Genomic DNA, 25,695 nt, shown 5'->3' with positions numbered 1-25,695 from the left:
CCACTTTTTATTCACCAAGCAAAGATTAATCCATTAAGATAAGCACAACGATGAGCAATAACTTGAGGAACATTCTCTAACTTCCATTTTGCGCCGGAAATTTTAGTTCGACGGTCAAGTTGTTTAACAGTAGATTCAATTGCGCCGGAACCAATAGAGCAAATTTGCTTGGCTTGGTAATATTGATAATTGAGGATGCGGTGTCTATGTTTCTCAAGGGAAACACAAAAATTAAGAGCTTGTTTGAGCTTATAGTCCGTAAAGCGGGCAACTGCATCATCAACTTTTCCTTTCCACAGAAGTTGTTTGACTATGTTTATTCTTCTCATCGAACCGCTCATTTTATAATGGTTTTCCATGAGGTGGAACAAGTCTTGTATTTCACGTCGCTTATGTTTGGGTGTAAACTCGCGGACAATATTCCAAATTCCATCATGGTGAATAGGCTTGATGGTACGCGACTTTTCAGAATAGGTTAGCCTTTTGTGGGAGTATGTCAAGTACCTATCAAGTCTCTAAAAGATGGTTCTCCTGCAATCTCATCAAAATCTATATCTGTTGCAGCTTCTTCCTTATATCTGGAGTTTAGTTTGATCGCTTGTTGTAGATTTTCTAAAGCTAGTTGTAATTTTTTTTGTAATGCATAACAGGCTGCTTTATTATAATAGGCACTGGCATAATCTGAATTAATTTCTAATGCTCGATCAAAACTAGCGATCGCTTCTTCATCGCGTCCTAGTAGCACTAAAGTGTATCCTCGTTTATCCCAAATTTTAGGAGATTCGGGTTGGAATTGTAGCGCTTTGTCAAAAGAAGCGAGCGCCTCTTCGTATTCTTCTAATTCTACTAAAGATAGTCCGCGATTTAACCAAGCAACTCCATCATCAGGTTTAACTTTGACGGCTTGATTAAAGGATTTAAAAGCTTGTTTATGTTGTCGTAAATTACCAAAAGCAACACCGCGATCGCACCAAGCTTGATGATAATCAGGTTTGATTTTTAATGCTTGATTGTAAGAGGCGATCGCGTCTTCATAGCGTTTCAGCCTTCCTAAAGTTAGACCACGCTTAAACCAAGTCACAGCGTCATCAGGTTGGATTTTAACTGCTTGGTCATAAACTGCGATCGCATCTTCGTAGCGCTTTTCAGAAAACAAAATATCTCCCTCTTGTACATATTCATTAGCAGATACTGGCGATGATTCTGGTAATTCCTCTACTTTTTCCTCTGAAATAGGTAGAGGTGTAATTTCCGACAGTTCTTCTATAATTAAATCCTTGCGTTGTTGAGCATCTAGCTGTAATTCCGAGAGTTGCGATACAAACTCTATTTCTAATTTCTCTAACTTCTCTAAAATTAAAAGCTTTTGTTCTTGAGCATTTAATTGTAATTCTGAGAATTGAGATGTCAATTCGGAACCAGAGTGTTCTAAATTTTCAATAATTAATTCTTTTTGTTTTTGAGCATCAATCTGCAATTCAGTAAGTTGAGTAGCAAATTCCGACTGCATCTTTGCTAAATCTTCAAACAATTTATCTTTTTGCTGTTGAGTTGCAGATTGTAATTCTGTTACTTGTGATTTAAATAGAGCTTCTAATTCTGCAAGATTTAACAAAATTGTATCTTTCTGCTTTTGAGCAGCACTTTGGAATTCGGCTAACTGTGCGGCAAATTCTGCTTGTAATTTAGTGGAATTCCCAATAAATGTATCCCTTTCTTGTTGGTTATCTGACTGCAATTTTGATAATTGTGATAAGAGTTCAGACCTTGATGCTTCTAAATTCTTAATAGTAATATCGTTGTTTTGTACTGCATTTAGCTCTAAATTAGACAATTTTTCTGCTAAATTAGCTTCTAATTTCTCTAAATTCCCAAAAGTTGTGTTGCTTTGGTTTTGAGCATCCAACTGTAGTTGAGATAGTTGTGAAACAAATTCAGATTCTAGATTTTCTAGATTTTTCTGTATATTTTTAATTTCAGCTTCTAATTGCGTTATGATGTTTTCCTTGGTTTGCGATAGCTCAGATGTAATCAGAGATAAATTTTCTTGCTCGCTTTTGATTTTTTGTTGTAAAGTATTAGCTTCTTTCTCTAATTCATTAGTTATATTTTTAGCTTCTCGGATGGCATTTTCCGCTTCTTGCTTCACAATGGTTAGCTGACTTTGCAATTTTTCTAGCCCTTGTAGCTGTTCCATAGCCCTATCAACAATTTCGCGGATTGCTACTCGCCTAAAGAACCAAAATAAAGCAATTATTGCAACTGGAAATAGGCTCAATATTACTAACCAGACATTGAGCAGAATCGTGGTGCGTCCAAAAGAGCGATTAAAATCAGATTGAACTTCGTCTCTAATGCGCTTTTCTTCTCGCAGTCGTGCTAATTCTTCTCGCTCTTGATTCGATATTACTGGAGCAGGAGTTAATGTTGGAGATACAGATGGTGTAGTTTGTCCACTGGCTTTATCAATAGATAGTATTAAGGGTGAAAAGAGAATAACGCTTTGAAAAACTAAAGCGTAGACAATTGGATTCTTGCTCTTCATAAAAATCATCCCTATCCGTTGGCCAGCTTTTAACGTGGCATACCTCTCTCCAATCTATAACAGAATATTAGGCCTCTTGCATAAGTGGTTATCATCGGCGTTTATCGACGGTTAAATATTCATTCTTGGGATTTTTGCAAGAAGTCTGTTAAGTTGTGGAAACTTGACAGGAACAGTAAGTCAGGAATTATCGACTTGATTGGTGTAATGATAATTAGATATTTATATTCTGCTTGACAAACTGGAAGTTATCTGAGTTTTTTTAATTTTAGCATTGGATATCTAAGCCCAGATATTTTTATATGTCTACCTTAAGGTGGTTATGTTATTTGATAATTTTCGGCGCAGGCTGCGTCAAGAAGCCCAAATATGGCAAGATGAAGGACTTATTAATGCCGAACTGTACCAACAACTGGCGCAAAGGTATCAATTTAATCATTTAGAAACTGCTGCTCGCGATCGCTTTGTTTTTATTTTGATTGCTGTGGGAGCAATCTTGTTAGGCTTGGGTGTGATTACTTTTGTAGCTGCGAACTGGCAAGCTTGGAATCGAGAAGTCAAGTTAACAATACTGTTAAGTTTATTCCTGACAACTAATATTGCTGGTTTCAGCTTGTGGCGAAAACCCACAAGCACCAGAAAACGCCGTCAAAAAGTCTTTGGAGAAGGCTTACTAATTTTAGGCGCGTTGACAATAGGCGCAAACATGGCACTGTTGGCGCAGATGTTTCATATTGGCGGTTCCAGCTATGAACTATTTGTAGGTTGGGGATTGGCTGTTTTGCTAATGGCCTATAGTCTGCGCTTAACTTCCTTGGGTATCCTGTCCCTGATTTTGCTGCTAATAGCTTATTGGACGGGATTGTGGGAATGGTACTCTGTACGAGATGATCTGACACTGGGACGGCTGGTAATCACACATTTTCCCTTAGTTTCAGGGTTGCTGTTTGTGCCTTTAGCTTACTGGTGTCGTTCTCAGTGGATTTTTAGAATTGCAGCGATCGCAATTGTCATCTCCTGGCAATTCCATTTCAAGTCACTGCAAGTAGTATCTTATATAGACGCTCCACCTTGGATTGCTATAGCCGCTTTTAGTCTGTTACCAGCATTATTGTGGAGTTATGATGACTTGTTATTTAGGCGCACTTCTAGGCTGTTTCAACCGTTTGCACAGACATTAGCGCTAGCAGTTTTAAGCATCAGCTTTTATATCCTGTCCTTTCGCTGGTTGTGGGAAGCTCGATCTGTCGGTTATCAAAATGAATTAAGGAATAGTTCTCTAGCAACTTGGCTACCGTTAATAGATGTGGCAATTTTTACAGTTTTAGCTATCTGGCAATGGTGGCATTTGCTCCGACCAAAACACAACCAAAGGTATCAGAAAGTTGTTATTAAGAATATGCTGATTGCTGGCTTAATTGCGATCGCTGCTTTAATAATCTTCATTCATCAAGTTGTTACTCCAATTCCAGCCATTCCCATCTTTGTTTTTAATCTCCTGTTGGCAGTTTTAGGTTTTGGATTAATCTGCGAAGCACTGGAGTTAGGACAAAGACGTGCTTTCTGGGGCGGGATAGTCTTATTAACACTACAAATTATCAGCCGGATGCTGGAATATGACACTGGCTTATTGTTCAAATCTTTGGTTTTTGTTTTGTGTGGTGCTGTTGTCATAGGCTCTGGGTTGTGGTTTGAGCGCTATTTGTCCTCTTTACCAGCTGCATCGCCTTCTGAAACTCACCATTCATGAGGTGTCAAATTATTTTTATGAAAACTAATCAAGCGTTAACTTTAGAAACTGAATCTTCTCAAAAGCCTATAGCCGTTTGGCGATTTTTGATTCCTTTACTAATTCAAGCAGGATTAATTTTAGCTATACCAGCACAATCGGTTTACACAGTTGTTACAGGTAAAACAGCAATCTTGCAAACTTTACCTGTAGATCCTTACGATTTGCTGCGTGGTTACTCGGTAACGCTAAATTATGAAGTCTCCCGGTTAAGCACTTTAAAAAAACTGCCTGGTTGGACAGATTTAGTCAAGCAACATCCTGGTACAAACAAAGAATACGATCCTTTAGCGCCAGGAACCATTGTGTACGTTATTTTAGAAGCGCAAAAATCTTCTAATGGAATTCCTCAAGCTTGGAAACCTGTGCGAGTGAGTGGACAACTCCCGAATTCTTTACCTGCAAATCAGCTCGCCTTAAAAGGTTTATATACTCGTGATAATTCAATTACTTACGGTTTAGAAACCTACTACATTCCAGAAGATCAGCGGCAAGATATTAACAACGATATTGCCAAAGCTCGCCCCAGTAAACCCGGAGAATCACAACCGATAGTAGTGGAAGTTAAGATAAATGCCCAAGGCCAAGCTGTACCGATCAGTATGTGGGTACGCGATCGCAAATATCATTTTTAACTAAGTTAGCATTGCTATTTTTTATAAAAACTTGAGATCAACATTTCCCAAATGCTACCGTCTACAGGTGATATAGGATTTTAAGGGATTTTCAAAAATGAAGTGTAGACGAAAAGTGGCTTGTAACAATAAATCACTGATCAGTGTCAGCTTGATATCTGCCTTTCTTGCGCCTTATTCTACTATTGTTGCCGCACCACCGAGAACCCCAGATAAAACCGTAAATTGCGAAATTTTAGCTGTGGGAGGTGGACTCTCCGGCGTTGCTACTGCTTACGAGGGGTTACTAGCAGGACGAACTGTTTGTCTAACAGAAATTACTGACTGGCTGGGAGGACAAATTTCTTCTCAAGGGACATCAGCATTAGACGAACGCCCAACTCAGCGTTCTCTCCAATTTTATTCTCGCGGTTACTTAGAATTACGCAATCGCATTCAGCGTAAGTACGGTGAACTCAATCCTGGTGACTGCTGGGTAAGCGACTCCTGCTTTTTGCCTCGTGATGCTCACACCATTTTGACTCAGATGCTCAAAGATGCAGAAAAAAAGGGCAAAGGCAAGTTGGAATGGTTCCCAAACACGGTAGTAAAAGACTTAGAAATTAGTACTGATGGGAAGATAATTAATAGTGCGATCGCTATTCAACATCAACCAGCCAAAGGCGCGCCGCCACTCAACACTTTTTCTTTATCTCAAACCATTGAAGATGCTTATCGCTACAGCAACTCATCCCGCTTTACCAAAACGATTATCCGCTTCGTACCCAAGCAAAATAAAGGAACCTCGAATTGGTATGTTGTAGATGCAAGCGAAACTGGAGAAATTATTGCCCTTGCTGATGTTCCCTACCGATTAGGTATTGATGCGCGTTCCTACTTAGAGCCTTCAGCATCTAGTAACCAAAACGACCCCTATTGTACTCAAGGCTTTACATATACTTTTGCAATGGAGGCAACTAAGGAACCGCAACCCCAGAAGATGCCTCCATTTTATTTACAGTACTCGCCATATTTCAGCTATGAATTACAGCGATTAGCAAACTTTGACTTAGTTTTTACCTACCGTCGCATTTGGAGTCCCAGAAAAGGACAACCAGCAAAATTCGGCGGTGTTAGTTTTTCTGCCTCCACCCCTGGCGACATCTCCATGCAAAACTGGACATGGGGTAACGATTACCGCCCTGGAACTCCTGCTGATAACTTAATTTACACTCGCCAACAGTTGCAAAGTACCGGGCAGTTGCAGTCTGGCGGTTGGATGGGAGGACTACGCACACAAAGCCTTCGTAAAGGTGAGGAAAATGCCCTCTCGTATTACTTCTGGCTAGTAGCTGGGACTACAGATTCCCAACTGGGGGACGGTGTGAAGCAGCCGCAAACAAACAACCGCTTGTTATCAGGTTTAAATTCCCCCATGGGGACAGTGCATGGCTTATCGAAATATCCTTATATGCGAGAGGGACGGCGGATTATTGGCCGCCCCAGTTGGGGACAATCATCTGGCTTTACTATTTGGGAAATTGATATTTCCCGCCGCAACTACAATGATGAGTATTACCGCAAGACTCTGCCAGCAGATATGTATCGCCAGTTAAGAGCAGCACTGGCAGGTTTAGAAGCAACATCGGTAATTACTGGGCAAATTTCACCAGACAAAGCAATGCGGCGGACTCGTTCTACCATCTTCCCCGATGCTGTAGGTATTGGTCACTACGCCATTGACTTCCATCCTTGCATGACAAAAAGCCCCCCAGAAGCTCCTGGTAACACAGAACGTGCGGGTGAAAGACGCGGTGCTGGGCAAGCTTACCCCTTCCAAATTGCTTTGAGAGCAATGATTCCCCAGAAAATTGATAATTTGTTAGTGGGTGGTAAGAGCATTGCTACCAGCCACATTGCGGCTGCTGCTTATAGAGTCCATTCCTTTGAATGGTCTGCTGGCGCTGCGGCGGGGACTGTTGCAGCTTTTGCCCTCAACAATGCTATTGCACCTTACCAACTTGTAGATGATTTACCTAAATCAGAACCGCAACTCGAAGCTCTTAAACGTCTGTTAGAAAAAAATGGTAACCCCACTGCCTTTCCAGATACCTCAATTTTTAACCAAAAATGGGAGGATTGGCGGTAGGAAGACAATAAGGCAGAAGGAATCAGGGACAAGGAGAAGGGGAGACAAAAAGACAAAGAGAAAATATTTACAACTCTTTCACCTTGTCCCATAGTCGCCAAGCCTCCTTGTCCTCTTCCCTCCTGCCATCTGACTTGAGAGTGCTGAGTGCTGAGTTAAGAATAAGAATTTCTCTGCTTGTCCCCAGTCCCCAGCTAATAACGAATTCGAGGATCGACGTAAGCGTTTAAAATATCAATCAAAATACTGGCGCTTACGACGATCGCCCCGAAAAATACTAGTACTCCTTGCACTGTGGGATAATCGCGATCAGAAATTGCTTGATACAGCCGATTGGCTAACCCAGGCCAAGAAAATGTAACCTCAGTCAAAATTGCTCCACCCAGTAGAGAAGCAAAGGTTAATCCCAAGACTGTAATTACTGGAATTAAAGCATTTTTTAAAGCATGGGAAACTAAAATTTTGTTTTCTGGAATTCCTCTGGCTCTAGCGGCTTCTATATAATCTGCTTGTAGGGTTTGCTTTAAATTGACGCGCACAATTCGCTCAAAAATCCCACTGAGCAAAATTCCCAAAGTTAGGCTAGGAAGGGCGATATGGTGCAAGGATGTAAAAAACTGGCTGAAGTTACCGCCAAGTAAACTATCAAGTGTATACAAACCAGTGATATGAGCAGGAGGGGGAAGATTAGGTGGAAAACGGTTAGAGTTAGGAAACCAACCAAGTTGTACCGAGAAAATCAACTGTAGCAACATTCCTGCCCAAAACATGGGAAGTGCGTAGGTAACGATACCAAACAAGCGCCCCCCAACATCGATAGCTGTCCCCGGACGAGAAGCCGAAAGAGTACCAATTATAATTCCAACAACGAGCGCAACCGCCATACTACATACTGCTAACTCTACTGTCGCCGGGAAATATTGCCCAATTATGTCCCCAACATTCTGTCCCCGACTTGTTAAAGATGTCCCTAAATCAAAGCGCAGCAAGTTTCCCAAATAATTCAAATACTGTAGCCACAGCGGAAGGTCTAAACCCAATTGTTTGCGTAATTCCGCTTTGGCACTTTCTGGCGCACGTCCACCCAGAATCGCATCTGCTGGATCTCCCGGTGTAGCTCTAAGTAACAGAAATACAATAGTGATAATAGTTAATAGCTGAAGTGGTGCTAAAAGCACACGTGAAGCAATGTAATATTGTAAAGCTTTGGATCTAGACATATTTATTTAGTTATTGGTTATTAGTCATTAGCCATTTACACAACTTAAGATAAATGACTAATGACAATAGACAAAAAACAAAAACTACTTTTTAATCGACTTGTAAACTAGATTTTGAGTAGGATCAAGTTGTACATTGCTGACCCCTTTTCTAGCAAATACATAGTCTTTGTTTTGCCATAAAGGAACATAAGGCACATCAGTTGCAACTTGTGTTTGAATCTGGGTAAATATTTGCTTCCGCCTTTCAGGATTTTGTTCTTGACGTTGCTGATCAATGAGCTTATTGACGGCTTCATTATAATAGAAAGAACCTTGAGTTTGACTACCGCCATCTTCGCACCCCTTGGCAACGGAACCTTTCTGACAAGCCAAAAATGGTTGTACGTAATTATCAGGATCTAAAAAGTCTGGATACCAATCAAGCAAAGCAGCTGGATATAAACCCTTAGCGATGTCTTTATAAAAAGTAGCACCTTCTACTGTGCTGACTTCAAATTGCAGTATGCTATCCATTCTTTGATCAACAAGTGATTTCAGTGTCTGTGCTACCAAACTGCGACTAGCTGAACTTGCAGGATACCAAACTTGAACTTTTGCAGGCTTTTCTTTAGAGAAACCAGCGCTAGTTAATAATTGTTTAGCCTGATCAAATTGAGCATCGCCATATTTATCTTTAAATAAAGGCTGGGAAACATTAAACGTAGTGGGAATCATGCTGTAAAGTGCATCAGCTTGATTAAACAAAACTCGCGCATTTAAAAGTGGACGGTCAATTAGTGCAGCGATCGCTTGTCTTACTTCTGGTTGATCCAAAGGCTTCTGATTGCGGTTCAACACCATATAGCTTACTACGCTACCCTCAGCGCTAATGGCCTGCCAATCTCCTTTTTTAGCACCTTCTTCTAAGCTGCGAATTTGATCTGGTTGTAAAGAAAGATAAGCTACATCTACTGCACCTGTGCGGAAAGCATTAAACAAATTCACTGGGCTAGTTTGGATTTGGATGTTAACGCCCTTATTGGCTGGTTTTTCTCCCCAATATTTATCAAAAACATCCATTCGTAGTGAATCAGTACCATATCTAGCTAATTTATAGGGGCCCGTACCTACAAATGTCTCTGGTTTAAATTTTCCTGCACCTAGTTCGTAAGCTTTGGGCGAAACTGGACAAACTCCAGAAAATGCTAGTAGTGAGGGAAAAGCTGCAAAGGGCTTTTTCAATTTGATACTTAACTCATACTCGCCTGTAGTTTTGAGTGAGTCTACTGTATCAGCTAGCAAAAATGAAGGCTTACCTTTATTTTCAATAAACCGCCTAATACTAAACACCATTGCGTCAGCATTAAAGGGAGTGCCATCATGAAAAACTACCCCCTGACGTAAGGGTATAGTGTAAGTTAAACCATCTGGACTGACTTTAGGTAATGCTGTCGCCAGTTGGGGCTTAATTTCCGTACTTCCTGGTTCATAAGTATAGAGGCGATCGCTCATATTAAACACTAAACCTAAAGATGCCAACTCATAGGCATCAGCCGGATCTAGAGTTCTCGGCTTTGCTGTCGTGCCGATAGTAATGCGACCATCACCTGTAGCAGTATTCCCAGAACCAGGTGTAGTTGTCTGTGGACGAGCGCAACTTACAACCAAAAATAAACATATACAAAATAGAGAGAGGAATTGTGTAATTCGCCTCCACTGTCTAACCGATAAGGAAAACAAAGTCATAAAATTAACATTCTTGTTGTCATGCGGTGAGTTATTGTACTATAAGTTGGTTAATTATCTATATAAATTAGCAACTTTTATGACAAAAATCGTAGAGAAAATACATACTTAGAGATAAATTACTTATCAAGTAAAAAAAATTATTAAACTCTCAAACAATAACTCTATTAGTTGTAAATTTTTAATTATCAGGAATAAGTTTGTTCAGCTTAGGCTATAGCCAAAGGGGTGTGAATTAAGAGTTTTTCATTTGCTGCATAGCTTGGCTGATAAATATCTATGTTTATACATCAGCGATTGGGGCGATCGCGATATTGTAACAGCAGATAGAGACTCTAATAGCGAGACTAAAAACGTGAAATATTTCTTTCTATCTGAAGGATGGGCTGTTTCCAGAGTGTGGGCATCTGATGGACTCTGGCAGGTAGCCGCATGGCGACGGCAACCAGATATTCAGCGATTGAATATTTGTTTAACGGAAAATAACGAATTGTTGTGGCTTTATCGGGTTGAAGATGCAATTTTAACCGTAGAAGTGAAGCCCACAACCCCAGCACTGGCCAATGACACAATCGGTCAAGTAGTGCTGAAGCGTCTGATCACTGCCGAACAGGTAATCGAACGCCTGGGTACTGCCGAGGCCAAGTGTCAACTGCAAAACATCCGTTTGGTGGCGCAGTAGAAAAGCAGGGGTGCAGAGGAGCAGAGGTGCAGGGGTGCAGAGGCAGAATCCGCCTTATTCTCCGCACCTCCCTCATTTCCCTAAGAATACGCAAATTGGATGTATGACAGGGATTGGTAGCAAAAAATATCATAGATGCTACGCGATCGCATCTATTTACACGCTTGCAAACAGTTCCATCAATAGTTACACTTTTTAAAATATTCTCATTTTTGCTTGGCAATTGCCTAGCACGCTTAACTACCCAAATGCCTTTTAGGTGTTTACCTTGCTTCTACGGAGCAAGGCGGAGTTTTTCTCAAGAAAGCTCACTGGTAGTTTAATTTAAAAGCGATCGCTACCCTACAAGGTAAAGAACGCAAAGTGTGTAAGCACTGCCAGGCAATCCACACTTTCTGACTTATCAGACAAGCTGTGGTAAAACTCACAACCTGGCAATAACAAAAAACTGAGAGAAGTCCCAGCGGTGACTTCCGCCGCGTATAACTTTCGTAAGAAAATTGCTTTGTAAACTAACTCATCGAGGAGGAGCGTAGTCGATGGGACTACCCTGGTACCGAGTACATACAGTCGTTCTGAATGATCCAGGACGGCTGATTTCTGTACACTTGATGCACACAGCTCTAGTGGCAGGCTGGGCTGGTTCGATGGCATTGTACGAACTAGCTGTTTATGACCCTAGCGATCCAGTTCTCAACCCAATGTGGCGGCAAGGGATGTACGTTTTACCCTTCATGTCACGTTTGGGCGTCACTCAATCTTGGGGTGGTTGGAGCGTTACTGGTGGCCCAGCAACAGATCCTGGTTTTTGGTCATTTGAAGGTGTTGCCGCTGCTCACATCGTTCTCTCTGGTCTGTTGTTTTTAGCTGCTGTTTGGCACTGGGTTTACTGGGATTTGGAACTCTTTAGAGATCCCCGCACTGGTGAACCTGCTCTAGACTTGCCAAAAATGTTTGGCATTCACTTGTTCTTATCTGGTCTACTCTGTTTTGGCTTCGGTGCTTTTCACCTCACTGGACTATTTGGGCCAGGGATGTGGGTTTCTGATGCCTTTGGGGTAACTGGTAGCGTGCAGCCAGTAGCACCAGAATGGGGGCCAGATGGCTTTAACCCCTTCAACCCTGGTGGTGTTGTGGCTCACCACATAGCTGCTGGTATCGTCGGTATTATCGCAGGTTTATTCCACCTCACAGTCAGACCACCCGAACGGCTCTACAAAGCCCTGCGGATGGGTAACATTGAAACCGTGCTTTCTAGCAGTATTGCTGCGGTATTCTTTGCTGCCTTTGTGGTCGCTGGTACTATGTGGTACGGTAACGCTACCACTCCGATTGAACTTTTTGGCCCTACCCGTTACCAATGGGATCAAGGCTACTTCCGTCAAGAAATTAACCGCCGCGTGCAAACTAGTGTTGCTAATGGCACAAGCCTTTCGGAAGCTTGGTCACAAATTCCGGAAAAACTTGCCTTCTACGATTACGTCGGCAATAGCCCTGCTAAAGGCGGTTTATTCCGTACAGGGCCAATGAACAAGGGTGATGGCATTGCCCAGTCCTGGCAAGGTCATGCAGTATTCAAAGATGCTGAAGGCAGAGAATTGACTGTACGTCGTCTCCCCAACTTCTTTGAAACCTTCCCCGTAATCTTGACCGACGAAGATGGTATCGTCCGTGCTGACATTCCTTTCCGTCGGGCAGAATCAAAATATAGCTTTGAGCAAACTGGTGTTACAGTTAGCTTCTATGGTGGCGATCTGGATGGCAAGACCTTTACAGATCCAGCCGAAGTGAAAAAATATGCCCGTAAAGCTCAAGGCGGTGAAATATTTGAATTTGACCGGGAAACCTTGAACTCTGATGGTGTATTCCGCACCAGCCCCAGAGGTTGGTTCACATTTGGACACGCTGTATTTGCTCTGCTGTTCTTCTTTGGTCACCTATGGCATGGTTCTCGGACAATCTACCGAGATGTGTTTGCTGGTGTAGAAGCGGATCTCGAAGAGCAAGTTGAGTGGGGTCTGTTCCAGAAAGTGGGTGATAAGTCAACCCGCCGTAAGGAAGCCCTCTAATTTGTGGGGATTGGGGATTAGGGGCTGGGGACTAGGGAAAAAATTCTTCCCAATACCCAGTACCTAGTACCCAATACCCAATAATCTAATTACTGGCTGGATAGGCAGGAGCTTTTAAAATGGAAAGCGTTGCGTACATCTTAATTTTCACCCTGTGTATAGGTGTTCTATTCTTTGCGATCGCATTTCGGGAACCTCCTCGCATTGAGAAAAAAGAGAAATAGAATACTATTACCAAGCTCTTAAGGTCATATAAACCTGTTTATCCGCTGCTACCTGCTGGTAACAGCGGATATCTACGTTTAATACTGCTTTAGTTGATTTGCTAGGCAAAAATTAAATCATCTATCATTAGTTTGATGGGTAATCAATCATTAATTAGATGCCAGGAAAGCAACGAGACTATGGTGTAAGCTAGAGGCTGGGTAATTGGGTAATATGCTTCTTTGATTATGAGTAATTTGATAACAAATTATGAATTTTAGAGTTGCAAGCCCTAGCAATCAATAATTAACTTCTGGCGAATGACTTGTCACATCACAGTATGATATAATCTTCTATCTGGAAGTTGATATGTGTTGCTACTAGCTTTTCTGCGCTAGGATGAAAAAAGATGTAGGTGTAGGCTGCCATTAAAACGCTTGCCTATGAGCTTTACTCGTGACAAAAACTTTACGGAGACTAGAACCAGGAACAAATCAGCATGGTCAATCAGAATTTAACCGCTACAGAAATTGGATTTACTCACGAAGATTTCGCTGCTCTACTTGATAAGTACGATTATCACTTTAGCCCTGGCGATGTTGTACCAGGAACAGTTTTCAGTATAGAGCCGCGCGGCGCTCTGATTGACATAGGTGCTAAAACAGCAGCATACATACCTATACAAGAAATGTCTATTAACCGGGTCGATGCCCCGGAAGAAGTTTTACAATCCAACGAAACACGGGAATTTTTTATTCTCACTGACGAAAACGAAGATGGTCAGTTGACCCTTTCGATTCGCCGGATTGAATATATGCGGGCATGGGAGCGTGTACGGCAGCTGCAAGCCGAAGATGCTACTGTGCGTTCTGGTGTGTTTGCTACTAACCGTGGTGGTGCATTGGTACGGATTGAGGGATTGCGTGGCTTTATCCCCGGTTCTCACATCAGTACTCGCAAACCTAAAGAAGAATTGGTAGGTGAAGATCTGCCGTTGAAATTCTTAGAGGTAGACGAAGAACGCAATCGCCTCGTTTTATCTCACCGTCGGGCGCTGGTTGAGCGGAAGATGAACCGCCTCGAAGTTGGTGAAGTTGTAATAGGTACAGTTCGCGGTATTAAGCCCTACGGTGCCTTCATTGACATTGGTGGTGTTAGTGGTCTACTGCACATCTCCGAGATTTCGCACGAGCATATTGACACGCCCCATAGTGTGTTTAACGTTAATGATGAAGTCAAGGTGATGATCATTGACCTGGATGCTGAAAGAGGTCGGATTTCCCTATCGACCAAACAGCTGGAACCTGAACCAGGCGACATGATCAAAAACCGCGATTTGGTTTATGACAAGGCTGAAGAGATGGCAGCTAAGTATCGGGAACAGCTGCTGGCAAAACAACAAGGCGCTACTGCCGTATCTGCTGAAGCTGTTGTTGAAGAAGATATACCATCAGCTGTTGAAGAAGACATACCATCAGCTGTTGAAGAAGATATCCCAGCAGCGGTTCAAGAAGAAATTCCAGCAGCTATCGAAGAATAATACACTTGTAGTTGTATTAGGCTGTAATTAAAAGCATGAAAGTTTTGCAAAGGGGGGTTTTCCCTCTTTTTTTATGGTAATAAAATCTGAACAATTTAATAAGCTTGTTAGATATTGCAACGAAATTAGCAAATAGATTGGCGCTGTTTGCTGAAACTAAAAAATGCAATTCAAGCTATGTTTGATGCAAAATTTCAAGTTGGTTTAAAGGAGTAAAATTTTTGACCACTATTAAATGTAGAGGCGTAGAATTTCCCCACATCCAGGCGATTTTGTTTGACAAAAACGGTACTTTAGAGGATTCTGAAGCTTATTTGCGATCGCTTGCACAAAAGGCAGCAAGATTAATAGATGCTCAAATCCCTGGAACTGGGGAACCTCTATTAATGGCATTTGGCGTTAATGGTAATCTTTTAGATCCAGCAGGTTTAATATCAGTAGCCAGTCGCCGTGAAACAGAAGTAGCCGCCGCCGCATATATAGCCGAAACTGGCAGAAGCTGGTTTGAGTCGTTAAAAATCGCCCGTCAAGCTTTGGAAGAAGCAGAAAAATACATTGGTAAAACTCCTTCACCACTATTTGTAGGTAGTTTGGAAGTTTTGCAGTTGCTATCACAAGCCGGATTAAAACTTGGCATACTCTCCGCGGCGACAACTCAAGAAGTGCAGGAATTTGTAGCCAATCACCAGTTGGGTGGTTATCTTCAGTTGCAAATGGGAGTTGATGAAGGGCCAAGCAAACCAGATCCATTGCTATTTTTACAAGCTTGCCAAGCTTTGGGAGTAGAACCAAGCGCGACACTGATGGTAGGTGATGCTGTCGGTGATATGCAAATGGCACGTAATGCTAAAGCCGCAGGTTGTATTGGTATCACTTGGATTGGTAAATCAGATCATGTCCAAGGTGCGGATGTAGTGATTCATCAACTTGATGAAATTCAAATTGTAGAAGCTTAATTTAACATTGGCGATCGCATTTCCCTAGAGCAAGTATTAACTATCAATTAATAAGATTGTGGTGTTTCATGTTTCAACCCAACTTCCAATAGCGATCGCTCCTCCATTTCTGCTATAAGCTGTGGATCTAGAAAATAGATATCTCGCCGATAGTTGCTGGAATAGTATTGATTAGACTGCTTACAAAATTCAGCTAAACTTGCATTAAGACTCATCATGACTCATCATGGAGAATGCTTGATGCTACCAGTTAAACATCAGTTTCAAAGTTTTGAAGAATACCTGTCTTATGATGATGGCACAGACAAACTCTATGAGTTGTTTAATGGAGAGTTAATCGAGATGCCTCCAGAATCAGGAACCAATGTTCAGATTGCGACATTTTTACTGATTCAATTTGCCTTACTCTTAGGTTATAAAAGAGTGCGGGGACATGGCTTAGAACTGGAAGTAAGAGGAGAACCTAGAAACCGTTATCCTGACCTGACTATTATTCGAGAAGAGCATATTCAGCAGTTAGCAAAGCGTAATACTATCCGCCTATCAATGCTACCGCCGCTACTGGTGATTGAAGTGGTGAGTCCAGGAGAATTACAACGGGATAGAGATTTTATTGCCAAGCGTGGGCAATATCAAGATTGTGGGATTCCTGAATATTGGATTATTGACCCCGAAACCCGAACAGTATTGGTATTACAACTCACTGGTAATACTTACATTGAGGTGGGTAACTTTTTTGGTGATAATTTAATTCTATCTCCACAATTTAGTCAGATGAACCTCAAAGTATCACAAGTTTTTGATGCAGTAAATCAAGATTAAAATAGGATATTAATTACTTCTCAGTTCTGCTAAACAAGCCATGCAAAACACAGAAACAACGTTACCACTTCGACTGTGGACTGTGGAAGAATACCACCGGATGGCTGAGGCTGGAATTTTTGCTGACGATGAACGAGTGGAACTTTTAGAAGGAAAGATTATTTGGATGATTGCAAAAGGGACAGCTCATCGTTCAGCAGTGGGGAGGACGGATTATTTACTAAAAACTCGTTTAAGAAATCGGGCGTGGGTATCCATTCAAGACCCAGTAAAGTTAAATGAACGGTCTGAACCTGAACCAGATATTGCTGTCCTTAAAATAGATCCATTGGACTATGCAGACCATCATCCTACGCCCTCGGAAGTTTATTTAATCATTGAAGTAGCAGATAGCAGCCTGAAACTAGACTGTGAAACTAAAGGAAAAGCTTACTCAAAGGCAGGAATTACAGATTATTGGGTATTAGATGTGATTGGTCGTCAATTGCACGTCTTTCGGGAACCGACTGAGGATGGCTATCAAAGTAAAGTGATTTTGGCAGAAGATGAGACTATTTCACCTCTACAGTTTCCTGATTTGCAGATTGCGATACGTGAAATGTTACCACTGTTGAGACGGTCTTAGAGGTTGTTTGAAAAGTAGTTGGCTGTGATTTTAAACACTTATTGCTCCCCCCTAACCCCCCTTAAAAAGGGGGGAAAACTTCTTAAAATCCCCCTTAAAAAGGGGGATTTAGGGGGATCTAAAACGTTTTGCTACCAACAAGAGGACTTTTAAAACATCATCTTAGGTAAGAGCGATCGCACTCTCACTCTATACGAAAAATCGCTCTTTATTGCTCATGTCTCTATCACTCACACCGCCAAATCTTAATTGTTGTGTTCTCATTACTACTAAAAATCGTTTTCCCATCAGGACTGAAGGCTACAGAGTAGATATTCGAGCCATGTCCTGCAAGAGTATATAACAACTCTTTTGTGGCTAAATGCCATAGTTTAATTGTAGTGTCAGAACTGGTACTAGCTAAAGTTTTCCCATCAGGACTAAAGGCAACTGAACTAATAGCATTTACATGACCATAAAATGTGTGGATGATTTTCCCAGATGGAAGATACCAAATCTTGATAGTTTTGTCATCACTACCACTGGCAAGGGTCTTCCCATCTGGACTAATAGCGATAGTTCTAACCGCAGCTGAATGTTCTTTAAGAGTATGAATGGCTAATCCTGTTTTCATATTCCATATTTTAATCGTATGGTCAATACTACCGCTAATTAATGCTTGTCCATTCAGAGCAAATACAACAGACATCGCACACTTTTCATGTCCAGATAGTGTGTAAATTAGCTCATTAGTCTTTAAATTCCATATTTTAATGTTGTTATCTCCACTACTACTAGCTAATGTTCTACCATCAGAGCTAAAAGCGACTGAAGTCACATTATTTTCACCGAGAAAAGTCGTTCCTGTTAGGGAATACCAAAGCTTAACAGTATTATCATTGCTACCACTTGCAAGAATCAGCCCATCAGAGCTAAAAGCAACTGACCTAACTGCACTTGAATGCCCATTCAAAGTGGCAAGAAGCTCACCATTATAGAGATTCCAAACCTTAATGGTATTATCTCCGCTGCCACTAGCTAATGTTTTACCATCAGGGCTTATGGCAATAGAATAAATACGATTACTATGCCCAGAAAGGGTGTTTACACATCGCCATCTCTGATTTTTTTGGCTTTGCGAATCTGCTAGTAATTTCAATTCGTTGTCATAAATTTCTCTATACTCTTGTCGAATTGCAGCAAGCTTGTCAACAATCGTTGCTTTCCACTCTAAAGGAATTTCTGACTCTATGTTAAATAACTGAGGTTCATAATTTGGATTGATATTCAAGTAATACCAATCTGCTAAAAAGGCTGCTAACAGCTTGTGTAAAATGACAATGGTTTGTCTAATTACCCGAAGACTTTGTTTTTCATCATTACCAGCTTGTTCAAGTTCTTTTTTGACTTCTTCCCAATTCCAAGGTTCAAATGATAAAGATACTGGCTCTTGCAGTCCCCAAAACCGAACATTAAAATAAACTTCGTGATCTGTAACATCTGTGTAAATTATTGCCGTTGGTACAGCAGATAAAATTGTCTCTAACTGCTTGACTTCTGCATCAAACACAGAACGCTCAAAATATTTCCCATAAAATTCCACTGGGCATAAATCACCCTGAAGCGGATAATGCTTTTCTAAAAATATTTTTAATTGATTACGAATTTCCTTATTAAGGCTGTCTCGGAATGATATAGGGAAATCTTCGCTTATATCTGGTGGCGGGACTAACATCAATAAGCGTGGTTTCTTCTGTTCATCAACAAAAATTCTTTGTGCTTCATCACGACTTAAGACACCAGGCCACCTCTGTTGGTCAAAAATCGCTTGAATTTCTTTTTGTTTAAGTTCAATTTCTTGAGCAGTTTTCTCTCGAATTAAATCTAAATACAATGCACTTAACTTTCGCTTGTCTTCTAGTTCTTCTTGTTTTAATTGCAACGCCCTTTCTTCTCGTTCCGCTTTTGCTGCTGCAATTTGTATATCTGCCTTAAAGCGTAATTCTTGAATTTGGAGTAATTCTTTTTCTCTAGCTTCTCGACGGTTGTAATAGTCTATTTCTGCCTGACGTACACGCTGATCTTGCCTAACTTCTTGAACTTTTACAGGTAGATTCCCTTTATCTTCCTTAGTAAAGGTGTGATCAATAAATGCTGAAACCAATCGTTCAGCAGCGGGAAGAACAAAGCTGACCACTGCACCAATTATATTAAATCCCATAGAATTTTAAAGACTGAGAAAATTAATACTTGTATCTGTTTTAACTGTTAATTTTCTCAATGTCTCTTCAAATTTACAGGTATCGAGTATTTATCGTTACTTTAAAGCAGTTCTCATTTATTTGAACGATATCCGTTATGAGTGTTTAGCAATGCTAAACCCCTACAGCGTGGTCTATTTACTGGCGAATATTTAATTAGGGATGAGTTTGTTCAAATCGAATAATACAAGGGGAAAGATTTAGCATCTTTTGGTTTCACGTATACCCGTTGTTGTGGTTCTAACTGCAACTCTTTAAAGCGATCGCGTGTTAAATGCGCTGTCACTACTTGCCCTTCATCTAAAGTTAATTCTACTTGAATTTCCCAACCTAAATGTATGACTCGGCTAACTGTAGCAGGTGTTGTAGCGCCGTTAGCATTCATCTCCACAATCACATCTTGGGGACGCAAAAATACTTCTGGATGTGGTGCATCAAATCCACTACTTTGGAAAATTCTCGAAGAACTAGGCAAGACATTTACCGGGCCAATAAAACTCATCACAAAGGCGCTAGCAGGATGATCGTAAATTTGTTCTGGCGTCCCTACCTGTTCTACACGCCCTTTATTCATCACAACTATTTCGTCAGCCACTTCCATCGCTTCTTCTTGGTCATGGGTGACGAAAACTGTGGTAACATGAACTTCATCATGGAGGCGGCGTAACCATGCCCGTAAGTCTTTGCGAACTTTCGCATCAAGTGCGCCAAAAGGTTCATCGAGTAATAATACTTCCGGTTCCACCGCTAGTGCCCTAGCTAATGCTACCCTTTGTCTTTGACCACCAGAAAGTTGTGATGGGTAGCGCTCGCCTAATCCATTCAATTGCACCAAGTCCAGCAACTGTTCTACCCGCGCCTGAATCTTCTTTTGTGGTGCTTTGCGAATCTCTAAACCAAAGGCAATATTTTGCCGCACGGTTCTATGTTTAAATAGGGCATAGTGTTGAAATACAAACCCTATATTCCGTTCTTGTACGCTTTGATAGGTGGCATCTTTACCTGTAAGGAAAATTTTGCCCCTATCAGGTAACTCCAAGCCTGAAATTAACCGTAGGAGTGTGGATTTGCCAGATCCCGATGGCCCCAGCAAAGCAACCAGCGAACCGCTCTTAATCTCCAAACTCACCTGATCAACAGCCTTGAAACTCCCGAATTGTTTGGATACGTTCTCAACTAATATGCCCACTGCTGCTCTACCTCTGCAACTAATCTACGGCTAATTGCTAGGATTACCGTGTTTCATATATAGCATGAATGATTGCCTTTGGACTAGTACCCTTGCCCACAATTTTAAATTTGTGTGGAATTGCATCTTCACCCGCAACTACCACAATCAGCACCACTGCAATCAAGAGAACCAAAATCAGCGCCACTGCAATCAAGGGAACCACAATCAGGAGTCATACTAACGAGTTCAGCACAGTTGCAGCTGGCATCAGCACAGTCAACGCAGTAGGTACTGTCAGAATTACCACCTTTGAGTAATGAAGATTTTTTAGCATGATTATTTAGTAATTTTTTTGGTAGTTCGTTATCTAGTTCCTCTTCTTCACTTGGCTCTAAGTTTTCAGCTTGTGATTTCAAAATTTGATTTGCTTGCTTACAAGCTTGAAATCGCTCACGAGATTTAACAACTAATGCCTTAAATCCATCCTCGGTAATTACGCGCTTAATATATTGAGAGCAAGATTCACCACCATACAATATCCGATGAGCGCAAACAAAGCCTTTGTGAGGAGAAAGATGTTTTTGATATCCAGTAATTGCAACAACACCAACTTGTCTGCTGAAAGAGTCTAATAAGGAAATCTGCATTGTGTAATATTCAATATAATTTACTGCTTAAATAATTTCGTCTAGCTAGGTGAAGTTTTCGCACCTTTGCGACATCGCCTTTTTTTGCCGCCAGCATTAGCGGTGTCGGGGGTGGAATTGTTACTACTCTTGTAGATTCTGAAATAAATCCTTTATAAGGTTTGGATGAGGTATTAGTGTTGCTTTGGCGCTGCTTTTCGCGTCCAGCTAAACTCATCTGAGTATTAATCTGGCAATTAGACATCAGGGGAGTTAGGCAAATTCCTAGAATTGCGATCGCATTCCGTGCAGTGCCGTAGGCGATCGCCAATCGACTAAAATACTTATTCATCATCTAGGACAGAAGTTCTAGTTATCTTGCCTGAGTATTCCCAGAAATTCATTCTTGAATACGAATTACAAATTTGTATTTGGGCTGGTTATTTGTATCGGAATATTAAGGAATATTGCATTTCACTCAAAACCCGAAGCGATAGGGAGAAATGGGCCAAACGTCCGTGATACGATGCTTTCGGTAAATGTCAAGATCGGGAGAAAACCTTTGACACTACGGGTTGCTGTTGTTGGTTCAGGCCCAGCTGGTTCATCTGCCGCTGAAACACTGGCAAAAGCTGGAATTGAAACCTACCTAATTGAGCGCAAGCTAGACAATGCCAAGCCCTGTGGGGGAGCGATTCCTTTATGTATGGTGGCTGAGTTTGACCTACCACCAGAGATTATTGATCGCCGGGTGCGGAAAATGAAAATGATTTCGCCCTCGAATCGTGAGGTCGATATCAATCTGGTAAATGAAGAAGAATATATAGGAATGTGCCGCCGTGAGGTACTGGATGGTTTCTTGCGGAATCGTGCGGCAAAACTAGGTGCAACTTTAATTAATGCCACCGTTCATAAACTTGATATACCCACCAATAATACTGACCCCTATACCATCCATTATGTTGACCATACAGAAGGGGGCGCACAAGGTATTGCCAAAACTTTGAAGGTAGATTTAGTGATTGGGGCGGATGGGGCTAATTCCCGCATTGCTAAAGAAATTGATGCTGGGGATTATAACTATGCGATCGCTTTTCAAGAGCGAATTCGTCTACCTCAAGATAAAATGGCATATTACAACGACCTTGCCGAAATGTATGTCGGCAATGACGTTTCTACTGACTTCTATGCTTGGGTTTTCCCCAAATATGACCACGTAGCGGTGGGTACTGGCACAATGCAGGTCAATAAAGCCAGCATTAAACAGTTGCAAGCTGGTATTCGCGCCCGTGCTGCTAATAAATTGGCAGGTGGTCAAATCATCAAAGTAGAAGCACATCCCATTCCCGAACATCCCCGTCCCCGTCGTGTTGTCGGTAGAGTAGCTTTGATAGGAGATGCTGCTGGCTACGTTACTAAGTCCTCTGGTGAAGGTATTTACTTTGCTGCGAAGTCAGGGCGGATGTGTGCTGAAACTATTGTAGAAATGTCCAATAGTGGCAAATCGATTCCCACAGAAGGCGACCTCAAGGTTTATCTCAAGCGCTGGGATAAAAAATACGGACTCACCTACAAAGTGTTGGACATCCTACAAACTGTGTTTTACCGTTCCGACGCTACCCGCGAAGCTTTCGTAGAGATGTGTGCTGACATGGATGTTCAAAAGCTCACATTCGACAGCTATCTGTATAAGACTGTTGTCCCAGCCAACCCTATCACCCAACTAAAAATTACTGCCAAGACTCTTGGTAGCCTCATCCGTGGTAACGCCTTAGCTCCCTAACAGTTTTTGACCATAGCACCTTTGAGTAGAAGCAGAGGAGATGAGGGGTAAATAATTTAAATTTTAAAGTTTAAATTTTAAAGTTTGAACTTTGAAGTTTGAATTAATTTGCCCCTTTGCTCCTCTGATATTTTTATTTCTGAGTTATACCAACTCGCTATTAAAGACAGCTAAACGTGGCTGTTAACTAAAAATATACAACTATAGTTAAAATCAATACTTAGTGGAAATTCATTAAGAAAATATATTTAACATTTTAAATATTAATTTTTCGTCAATAAATCTAACTTTAATGTAAAGTTTTTATTAAAATAACAATAAAATCTTGGCAAGTGTCCGTATATTTACTAAGGTGTACGGGCTAGCTATTTTAAAAACTCTTTGGATAAGAGTTAGAGCCTAATTATGAAACTCAGTTTTGTTTTTGCTACTACTCTATCTAGTTGTTCAATAATTGCTTTGACAGCTTTTGGATTTTGCAATCAAGCTACAGCTTTCACTATTTCAGGTAAAGCTCGTGGTGAATGGGTAAACCCGATTTTAGACAAGCAGCATATCTGCTTTACTAAAACTCTGCCTAATTGCTTTATTACAGGTGTAGGGACTAATTCATTTAGCTGGGGCGAGCTTCCAAAGAATATACCTCCTAATGAAACCAACCAACTAGTTTTTGCTGGAAATTTTTTTTCAGGAGACGTTGGCTCTTGGTTAAAAATAGGTAATTTAAAATACTTTAATGGCATTAACTACTTTGATACAAATGTAGAGTATGTAACGTTAAATCTCGATTTAACCTTTGGTGATACCGTTCAAGCCAACAAAGTTTTACCAGTCTCCTTTAAGTTAGTAAATACACTCAATTCAGGCACAAATATTAAAGATCCAGCCAACGCAGATAGTGTTGTATTTGATACAGGATTTGCAAAAACTAATTTCACGTTGGGTAATAATACATATCAATTTGAGCTACTTGGCTTTAGCCCATTAAGTCAAACAAGTATTAGTGCCCTAGAAGGAGAACAAAGTAATGATCCTGGCGATATTTATGCCAAAGTCACTGTTTCATCATCAATAGACGTTCCTGAAGCTCCAACTATTGCTGGTTCATTACTGGCTGGTATGTACCTAATTTATCGTCAAAAATTCTTGCGAGCGAAAATTAAATAGTTTAGTGGTTCTGGTGTCAAGTCATTTTTTATACTTTCTAAATTCAACCAAATTATGTTTGTAGGAAGTATATGGTTATATATAAAACTACACAACCAGAAGTTTTAGTGCTTCTGTTATTTCTAAATCAAGTAAGTGTGCCAAAGGATTTAAGATTCTTTGGCACTGCTATTTTTATCGTAATTGTAATTTCAATTTGACAATATCTTGTAAAAATGTTAATCAAAGTACTTTATATTATTCTCACAAAAATCATAGGATTTAATGAATTTTATCCTCGTGTGTAAATGGCACGAGGTATTAATTGATGGCAAGCGCCAGAAATCCTGAACGCTTTTTGCTTCTGGAATCTCAGTAACCTAATTTTTGGAACAATCTCCACTCTTATGCCTTGTTCTGCCAGCCTAACTCAATTACTTGAAGTTCTTTTAGCCCAGCCTGCAAATTTATCTGAAGCTGCTTTAGCGGCATTAGGCAAGGGTATACAAACAGATAGCCGTATTCTAAAGCCGGGTGAAGTTTTTGTGGCTTTACGAGGTGAAAAGTTTGATGGACACGAGTTTGTGCCCACAGCGATCGCCAAGGGTGCAATAGCTGCAATTGTTGATTTTGAATATGAAAATCCGGGATTTCCGGTATTACAGGTAAAAAATACCCTTGAGGCTTACCAAAAAATTGCTAGATGGTGGCGCGATCGCTTCAATATCCCAGTGATTGGGGTAACTGGTTCTGTTGGCAAAACCACAACCAAGGAACTAATTGCCGCAGTTTTAGCCACACAAGGACGAGTTCACAAGACTTATGGAAACTATAATAACGAAATCGGTGTACCAAAAACCCTTTTAGAACTAGATGCAGAACATGACTACGCTGTGATTGAAATGGCAATGCGGGGTAAGGGACAAATTGCCGAACTGACGCACATAGCTAATCCGACAATGGGAGTAATTACCAACGTGGGGACGGCACATATTGAGTTATTAGGTTCCGAAGCAGCGATCGCCCAAGCAAAATGTGAATTGTTAGCCGAAATGCCCAAAGATAGCGTAGCCATCCTCAACCACGACAATCCGCTATTAATCTCCACAGCAGCGCAAGTTTGGCAAGGACAAGTTATAACTTACGGCTTTTCTGGTGGCGATATCCAAGGGCAGCTGATTGATAATGAAACTGTGGAAGTGGCAGGAATGCAGCTACCTCTACCCTTAGCTGGACGGCATAATGCAACTAATTTCTTCGCGGCTTTAGCAGTGGCTAAAGTGCTGGGAATTGATTGGTTATCTCTGAAAGCCGGTGTGAGCGTAGATATGCCCACAGGACGATCGCAGCGTTTTGCTTTGCCCAATGATGTATTAATCTTAGATGAGACTTATAATGCTGCGCCAGAAGCTATGTTAGCCGCATTGCAGTTGTTGGCAGATACACCCGGTAAACGCAAGATTGCCGTTTTAGGCGCGATGAAAGAACTGGGAGAGCGATCGCAGCAGTTGCACCAGCGAGTCGGAGAAACAGTGCGAAAGTTGAAATTAGATGGCTTGATGGTTCTGATTGATGGCCAAGACGCCGAAGCGATAGCTCAAAGTGCTGAGGGTATTCCATCCGAGTGCTTTGCAACTCATGCTGAATTAGTTGCCAGATTAAAAACTTTTGTTCAAGAAGGCGATCGTTTATTGTTTAAAGCTGCCCATTCAGTGGGGCTGGATCGCGTTGTCAATCAGTTCCGTGCAGAATTTTCTAGTTGAAGTTGGCAGCCATTGGATAATAG

Annotated in this window: 21 protein-coding genes and 1 pseudogene; 13 read left to right on the top strand and 9 right to left on the bottom strand. The window is 41.2% G+C overall.

Features of this window, described 5'->3' with window-relative positions; all coding sequences use genetic code 11:
• Window positions 1–11: 11 nt before the first annotated feature.
• Together AC5JL8_RS11585 and AC5JL8_RS11580 are read right to left on the bottom strand one after the other, a co-directional pair.
• Window positions 12–464: pseudogene (locus AC5JL8_RS11585) on the bottom strand (ISKra4 family transposase); the annotation flags it as partial.
• A 32-nt stretch (window positions 465–496) separates the two neighbouring features.
• A complete protein-coding gene (locus AC5JL8_RS11580) occupies window positions 497–2,545 on the bottom strand; it encodes a tetratricopeptide repeat protein (RefSeq protein WP_495879920.1) in 2,049 nt (682 codons plus the stop codon).
• A gap of 322 nt (window positions 2,546–2,867) precedes the next feature.
• Between AC5JL8_RS11580 and AC5JL8_RS11575 the strand changes: the two genes are divergently transcribed.
• From AC5JL8_RS11575 to AC5JL8_RS11565, 3 genes are all read left to right on the top strand, one after another.
• Window positions 2,868–4,295 carry a DUF2157 domain-containing protein gene (locus tag AC5JL8_RS11575; protein WP_495879936.1) on the top strand — a complete coding sequence of 476 codons (1,428 nt, stop codon included), beginning with the start codon at window positions 2,868–2,870 and terminating at the stop codon, window positions 4,293–4,295.
• 17 nt (window positions 4,296–4,312) lie between these two features.
• The gene (locus AC5JL8_RS11570; protein ID WP_495879919.1) at window positions 4,313–4,969 is read left to right on the top strand and encodes a GDYXXLXY domain-containing protein; all 657 of its coding nucleotides are present in this window, start codon (window positions 4,313–4,315) and stop codon (window positions 4,967–4,969) included.
• A 97-nt stretch (window positions 4,970–5,066) separates the two neighbouring features.
• Window positions 5,067–7,097, top strand: a complete 2,031-nt coding sequence (locus AC5JL8_RS11565; RefSeq protein WP_495879918.1) for an FAD-dependent oxidoreductase — start codon at window positions 5,067–5,069, stop codon at window positions 7,095–7,097.
• Between the two features lie 194 nt (window positions 7,098–7,291).
• Here the strand turns inward: AC5JL8_RS11565 and AC5JL8_RS11560 are convergent, their stop codons facing one another.
• On the bottom strand, window positions 7,292–8,317 hold the full coding sequence (locus AC5JL8_RS11560) for an ABC transporter permease (RefSeq protein WP_495879917.1): 1,026 nt from the start codon (window positions 8,315–8,317) through the stop codon (window positions 7,292–7,294).
• A gap of 84 nt (window positions 8,318–8,401) precedes the next feature.
• Complete coding sequence (locus AC5JL8_RS11555; protein ID WP_495879916.1) at window positions 8,402–10,045, bottom strand: ABC transporter substrate-binding protein; 1,644 nt, start codon at window positions 10,043–10,045, stop codon at window positions 8,402–8,404.
• A 355-nt stretch (window positions 10,046–10,400) separates the two neighbouring features.
• Between AC5JL8_RS11555 and AC5JL8_RS11550 the strand changes: the two genes are divergently transcribed.
• From AC5JL8_RS11550 to AC5JL8_RS11530, 5 genes are all read left to right on the top strand, one after another.
• Complete coding sequence (locus tag AC5JL8_RS11550; RefSeq protein WP_495879935.1) at window positions 10,401–10,727, top strand: hypothetical protein; 327 nt, start codon at window positions 10,401–10,403, stop codon at window positions 10,725–10,727.
• 539 nt (window positions 10,728–11,266) lie between these two features.
• On the top strand, window positions 11,267–12,796 hold the full coding sequence (gene psbB / locus AC5JL8_RS11545; RefSeq protein WP_495879915.1) for a photosystem II chlorophyll-binding protein CP47: 1,530 nt from the start codon (window positions 11,267–11,269) through the stop codon (window positions 12,794–12,796).
• 119 nt (window positions 12,797–12,915) lie between these two features.
• Window positions 12,916–13,020, top strand: coding sequence for a photosystem II reaction center protein T (locus AC5JL8_RS11540; protein ID WP_495879914.1), 105 nt, complete (start codon window positions 12,916–12,918; stop codon window positions 13,018–13,020).
• A 479-nt stretch (window positions 13,021–13,499) separates the two neighbouring features.
• Window positions 13,500–14,540 carry a 30S ribosomal protein S1 gene (locus AC5JL8_RS11535; RefSeq protein WP_495879913.1) on the top strand — a complete coding sequence of 347 codons (1,041 nt, stop codon included), beginning with the start codon at window positions 13,500–13,502 and terminating at the stop codon, window positions 14,538–14,540.
• A 221-nt stretch (window positions 14,541–14,761) separates the two neighbouring features.
• Complete coding sequence (locus AC5JL8_RS11530) at window positions 14,762–15,496, top strand: HAD family hydrolase (protein WP_495879912.1); 735 nt, start codon at window positions 14,762–14,764, stop codon at window positions 15,494–15,496.
• A gap of 47 nt (window positions 15,497–15,543) precedes the next feature.
• Here AC5JL8_RS11530 and AC5JL8_RS11525 read toward each other — a convergent pair whose 3' ends face one another.
• Entirely contained in the window at window positions 15,544–15,714 is a 171-nt protein-coding gene (locus tag AC5JL8_RS11525) for a hypothetical protein (protein WP_495879911.1), read from the bottom strand.
• Window positions 15,715–15,736: 22 nt separating this feature from the next.
• Here AC5JL8_RS11525 and AC5JL8_RS11520 point away from each other — a divergent pair, with 22 nt between their 5' ends.
• Together AC5JL8_RS11520 and AC5JL8_RS11515 are read left to right on the top strand one after the other, a co-directional pair.
• The gene (locus AC5JL8_RS11520) at window positions 15,737–16,318 is read left to right on the top strand and encodes a Uma2 family endonuclease (RefSeq protein WP_495879934.1); all 582 of its coding nucleotides are present in this window, start codon (window positions 15,737–15,739) and stop codon (window positions 16,316–16,318) included.
• Window positions 16,319–16,358: 40 nt separating this feature from the next.
• The gene (locus tag AC5JL8_RS11515) at window positions 16,359–16,943 is read left to right on the top strand and encodes a Uma2 family endonuclease (RefSeq protein ID WP_495879910.1); all 585 of its coding nucleotides are present in this window, start codon (window positions 16,359–16,361) and stop codon (window positions 16,941–16,943) included.
• 226 nt (window positions 16,944–17,169) lie between these two features.
• Here AC5JL8_RS11515 and AC5JL8_RS11510 read toward each other — a convergent pair whose 3' ends face one another.
• The 4 genes from AC5JL8_RS11510 to AC5JL8_RS11495 form a co-directional block, all read right to left on the bottom strand.
• Window positions 17,170–19,143, bottom strand: coding sequence for a WD40 repeat domain-containing protein (locus AC5JL8_RS11510; RefSeq protein WP_495879909.1), 1,974 nt, complete (start codon window positions 19,141–19,143; stop codon window positions 17,170–17,172).
• A 212-nt stretch (window positions 19,144–19,355) separates the two neighbouring features.
• Entirely contained in the window at window positions 19,356–20,372 is a 1,017-nt protein-coding gene (locus AC5JL8_RS11505) for a sulfate/molybdate ABC transporter ATP-binding protein (RefSeq protein WP_495879908.1), read from the bottom strand.
• 128 nt (window positions 20,373–20,500) lie between these two features.
• On the bottom strand, window positions 20,501–21,001 hold the full coding sequence (yidD, locus tag AC5JL8_RS11500) for a membrane protein insertion efficiency factor YidD (RefSeq protein ID WP_495879907.1): 501 nt from the start codon (window positions 20,999–21,001) through the stop codon (window positions 20,501–20,503).
• 10 nt (window positions 21,002–21,011) lie between these two features.
• Complete coding sequence (locus AC5JL8_RS11495) at window positions 21,012–21,335, bottom strand: hypothetical protein (RefSeq protein WP_495879906.1); 324 nt, start codon at window positions 21,333–21,335, stop codon at window positions 21,012–21,014.
• A gap of 171 nt (window positions 21,336–21,506) precedes the next feature.
• On the opposite strand from AC5JL8_RS11495, the gene chlP reads away from it, so the two are divergent.
• From chlP to AC5JL8_RS11480, 3 genes are all read left to right on the top strand, one after another.
• On the top strand, window positions 21,507–22,763 hold the full coding sequence (gene chlP / locus AC5JL8_RS11490; protein ID WP_495879905.1) for a geranylgeranyl reductase: 1,257 nt from the start codon (window positions 21,507–21,509) through the stop codon (window positions 22,761–22,763).
• Window positions 22,764–23,168: 405 nt separating this feature from the next.
• A complete protein-coding gene (locus AC5JL8_RS11485; protein ID WP_495879904.1) occupies window positions 23,169–23,930 on the top strand; it encodes a choice-of-anchor K domain-containing protein in 762 nt (253 codons plus the stop codon).
• Between the two features lie 386 nt (window positions 23,931–24,316).
• A complete protein-coding gene (locus tag AC5JL8_RS11480; protein WP_495879903.1) occupies window positions 24,317–25,672 on the top strand; it encodes a UDP-N-acetylmuramoyl-tripeptide--D-alanyl-D-alanine ligase in 1,356 nt (451 codons plus the stop codon).
• Window positions 25,673–25,695: the final 23 nt, after the last annotated feature.

This window comes from Mojavia sp. (assembly GCF_059505145.1).
Note: the sequence above shows the minus strand (reverse complement) of the source record. Positions and strands in the feature narration are given on the sequence as shown.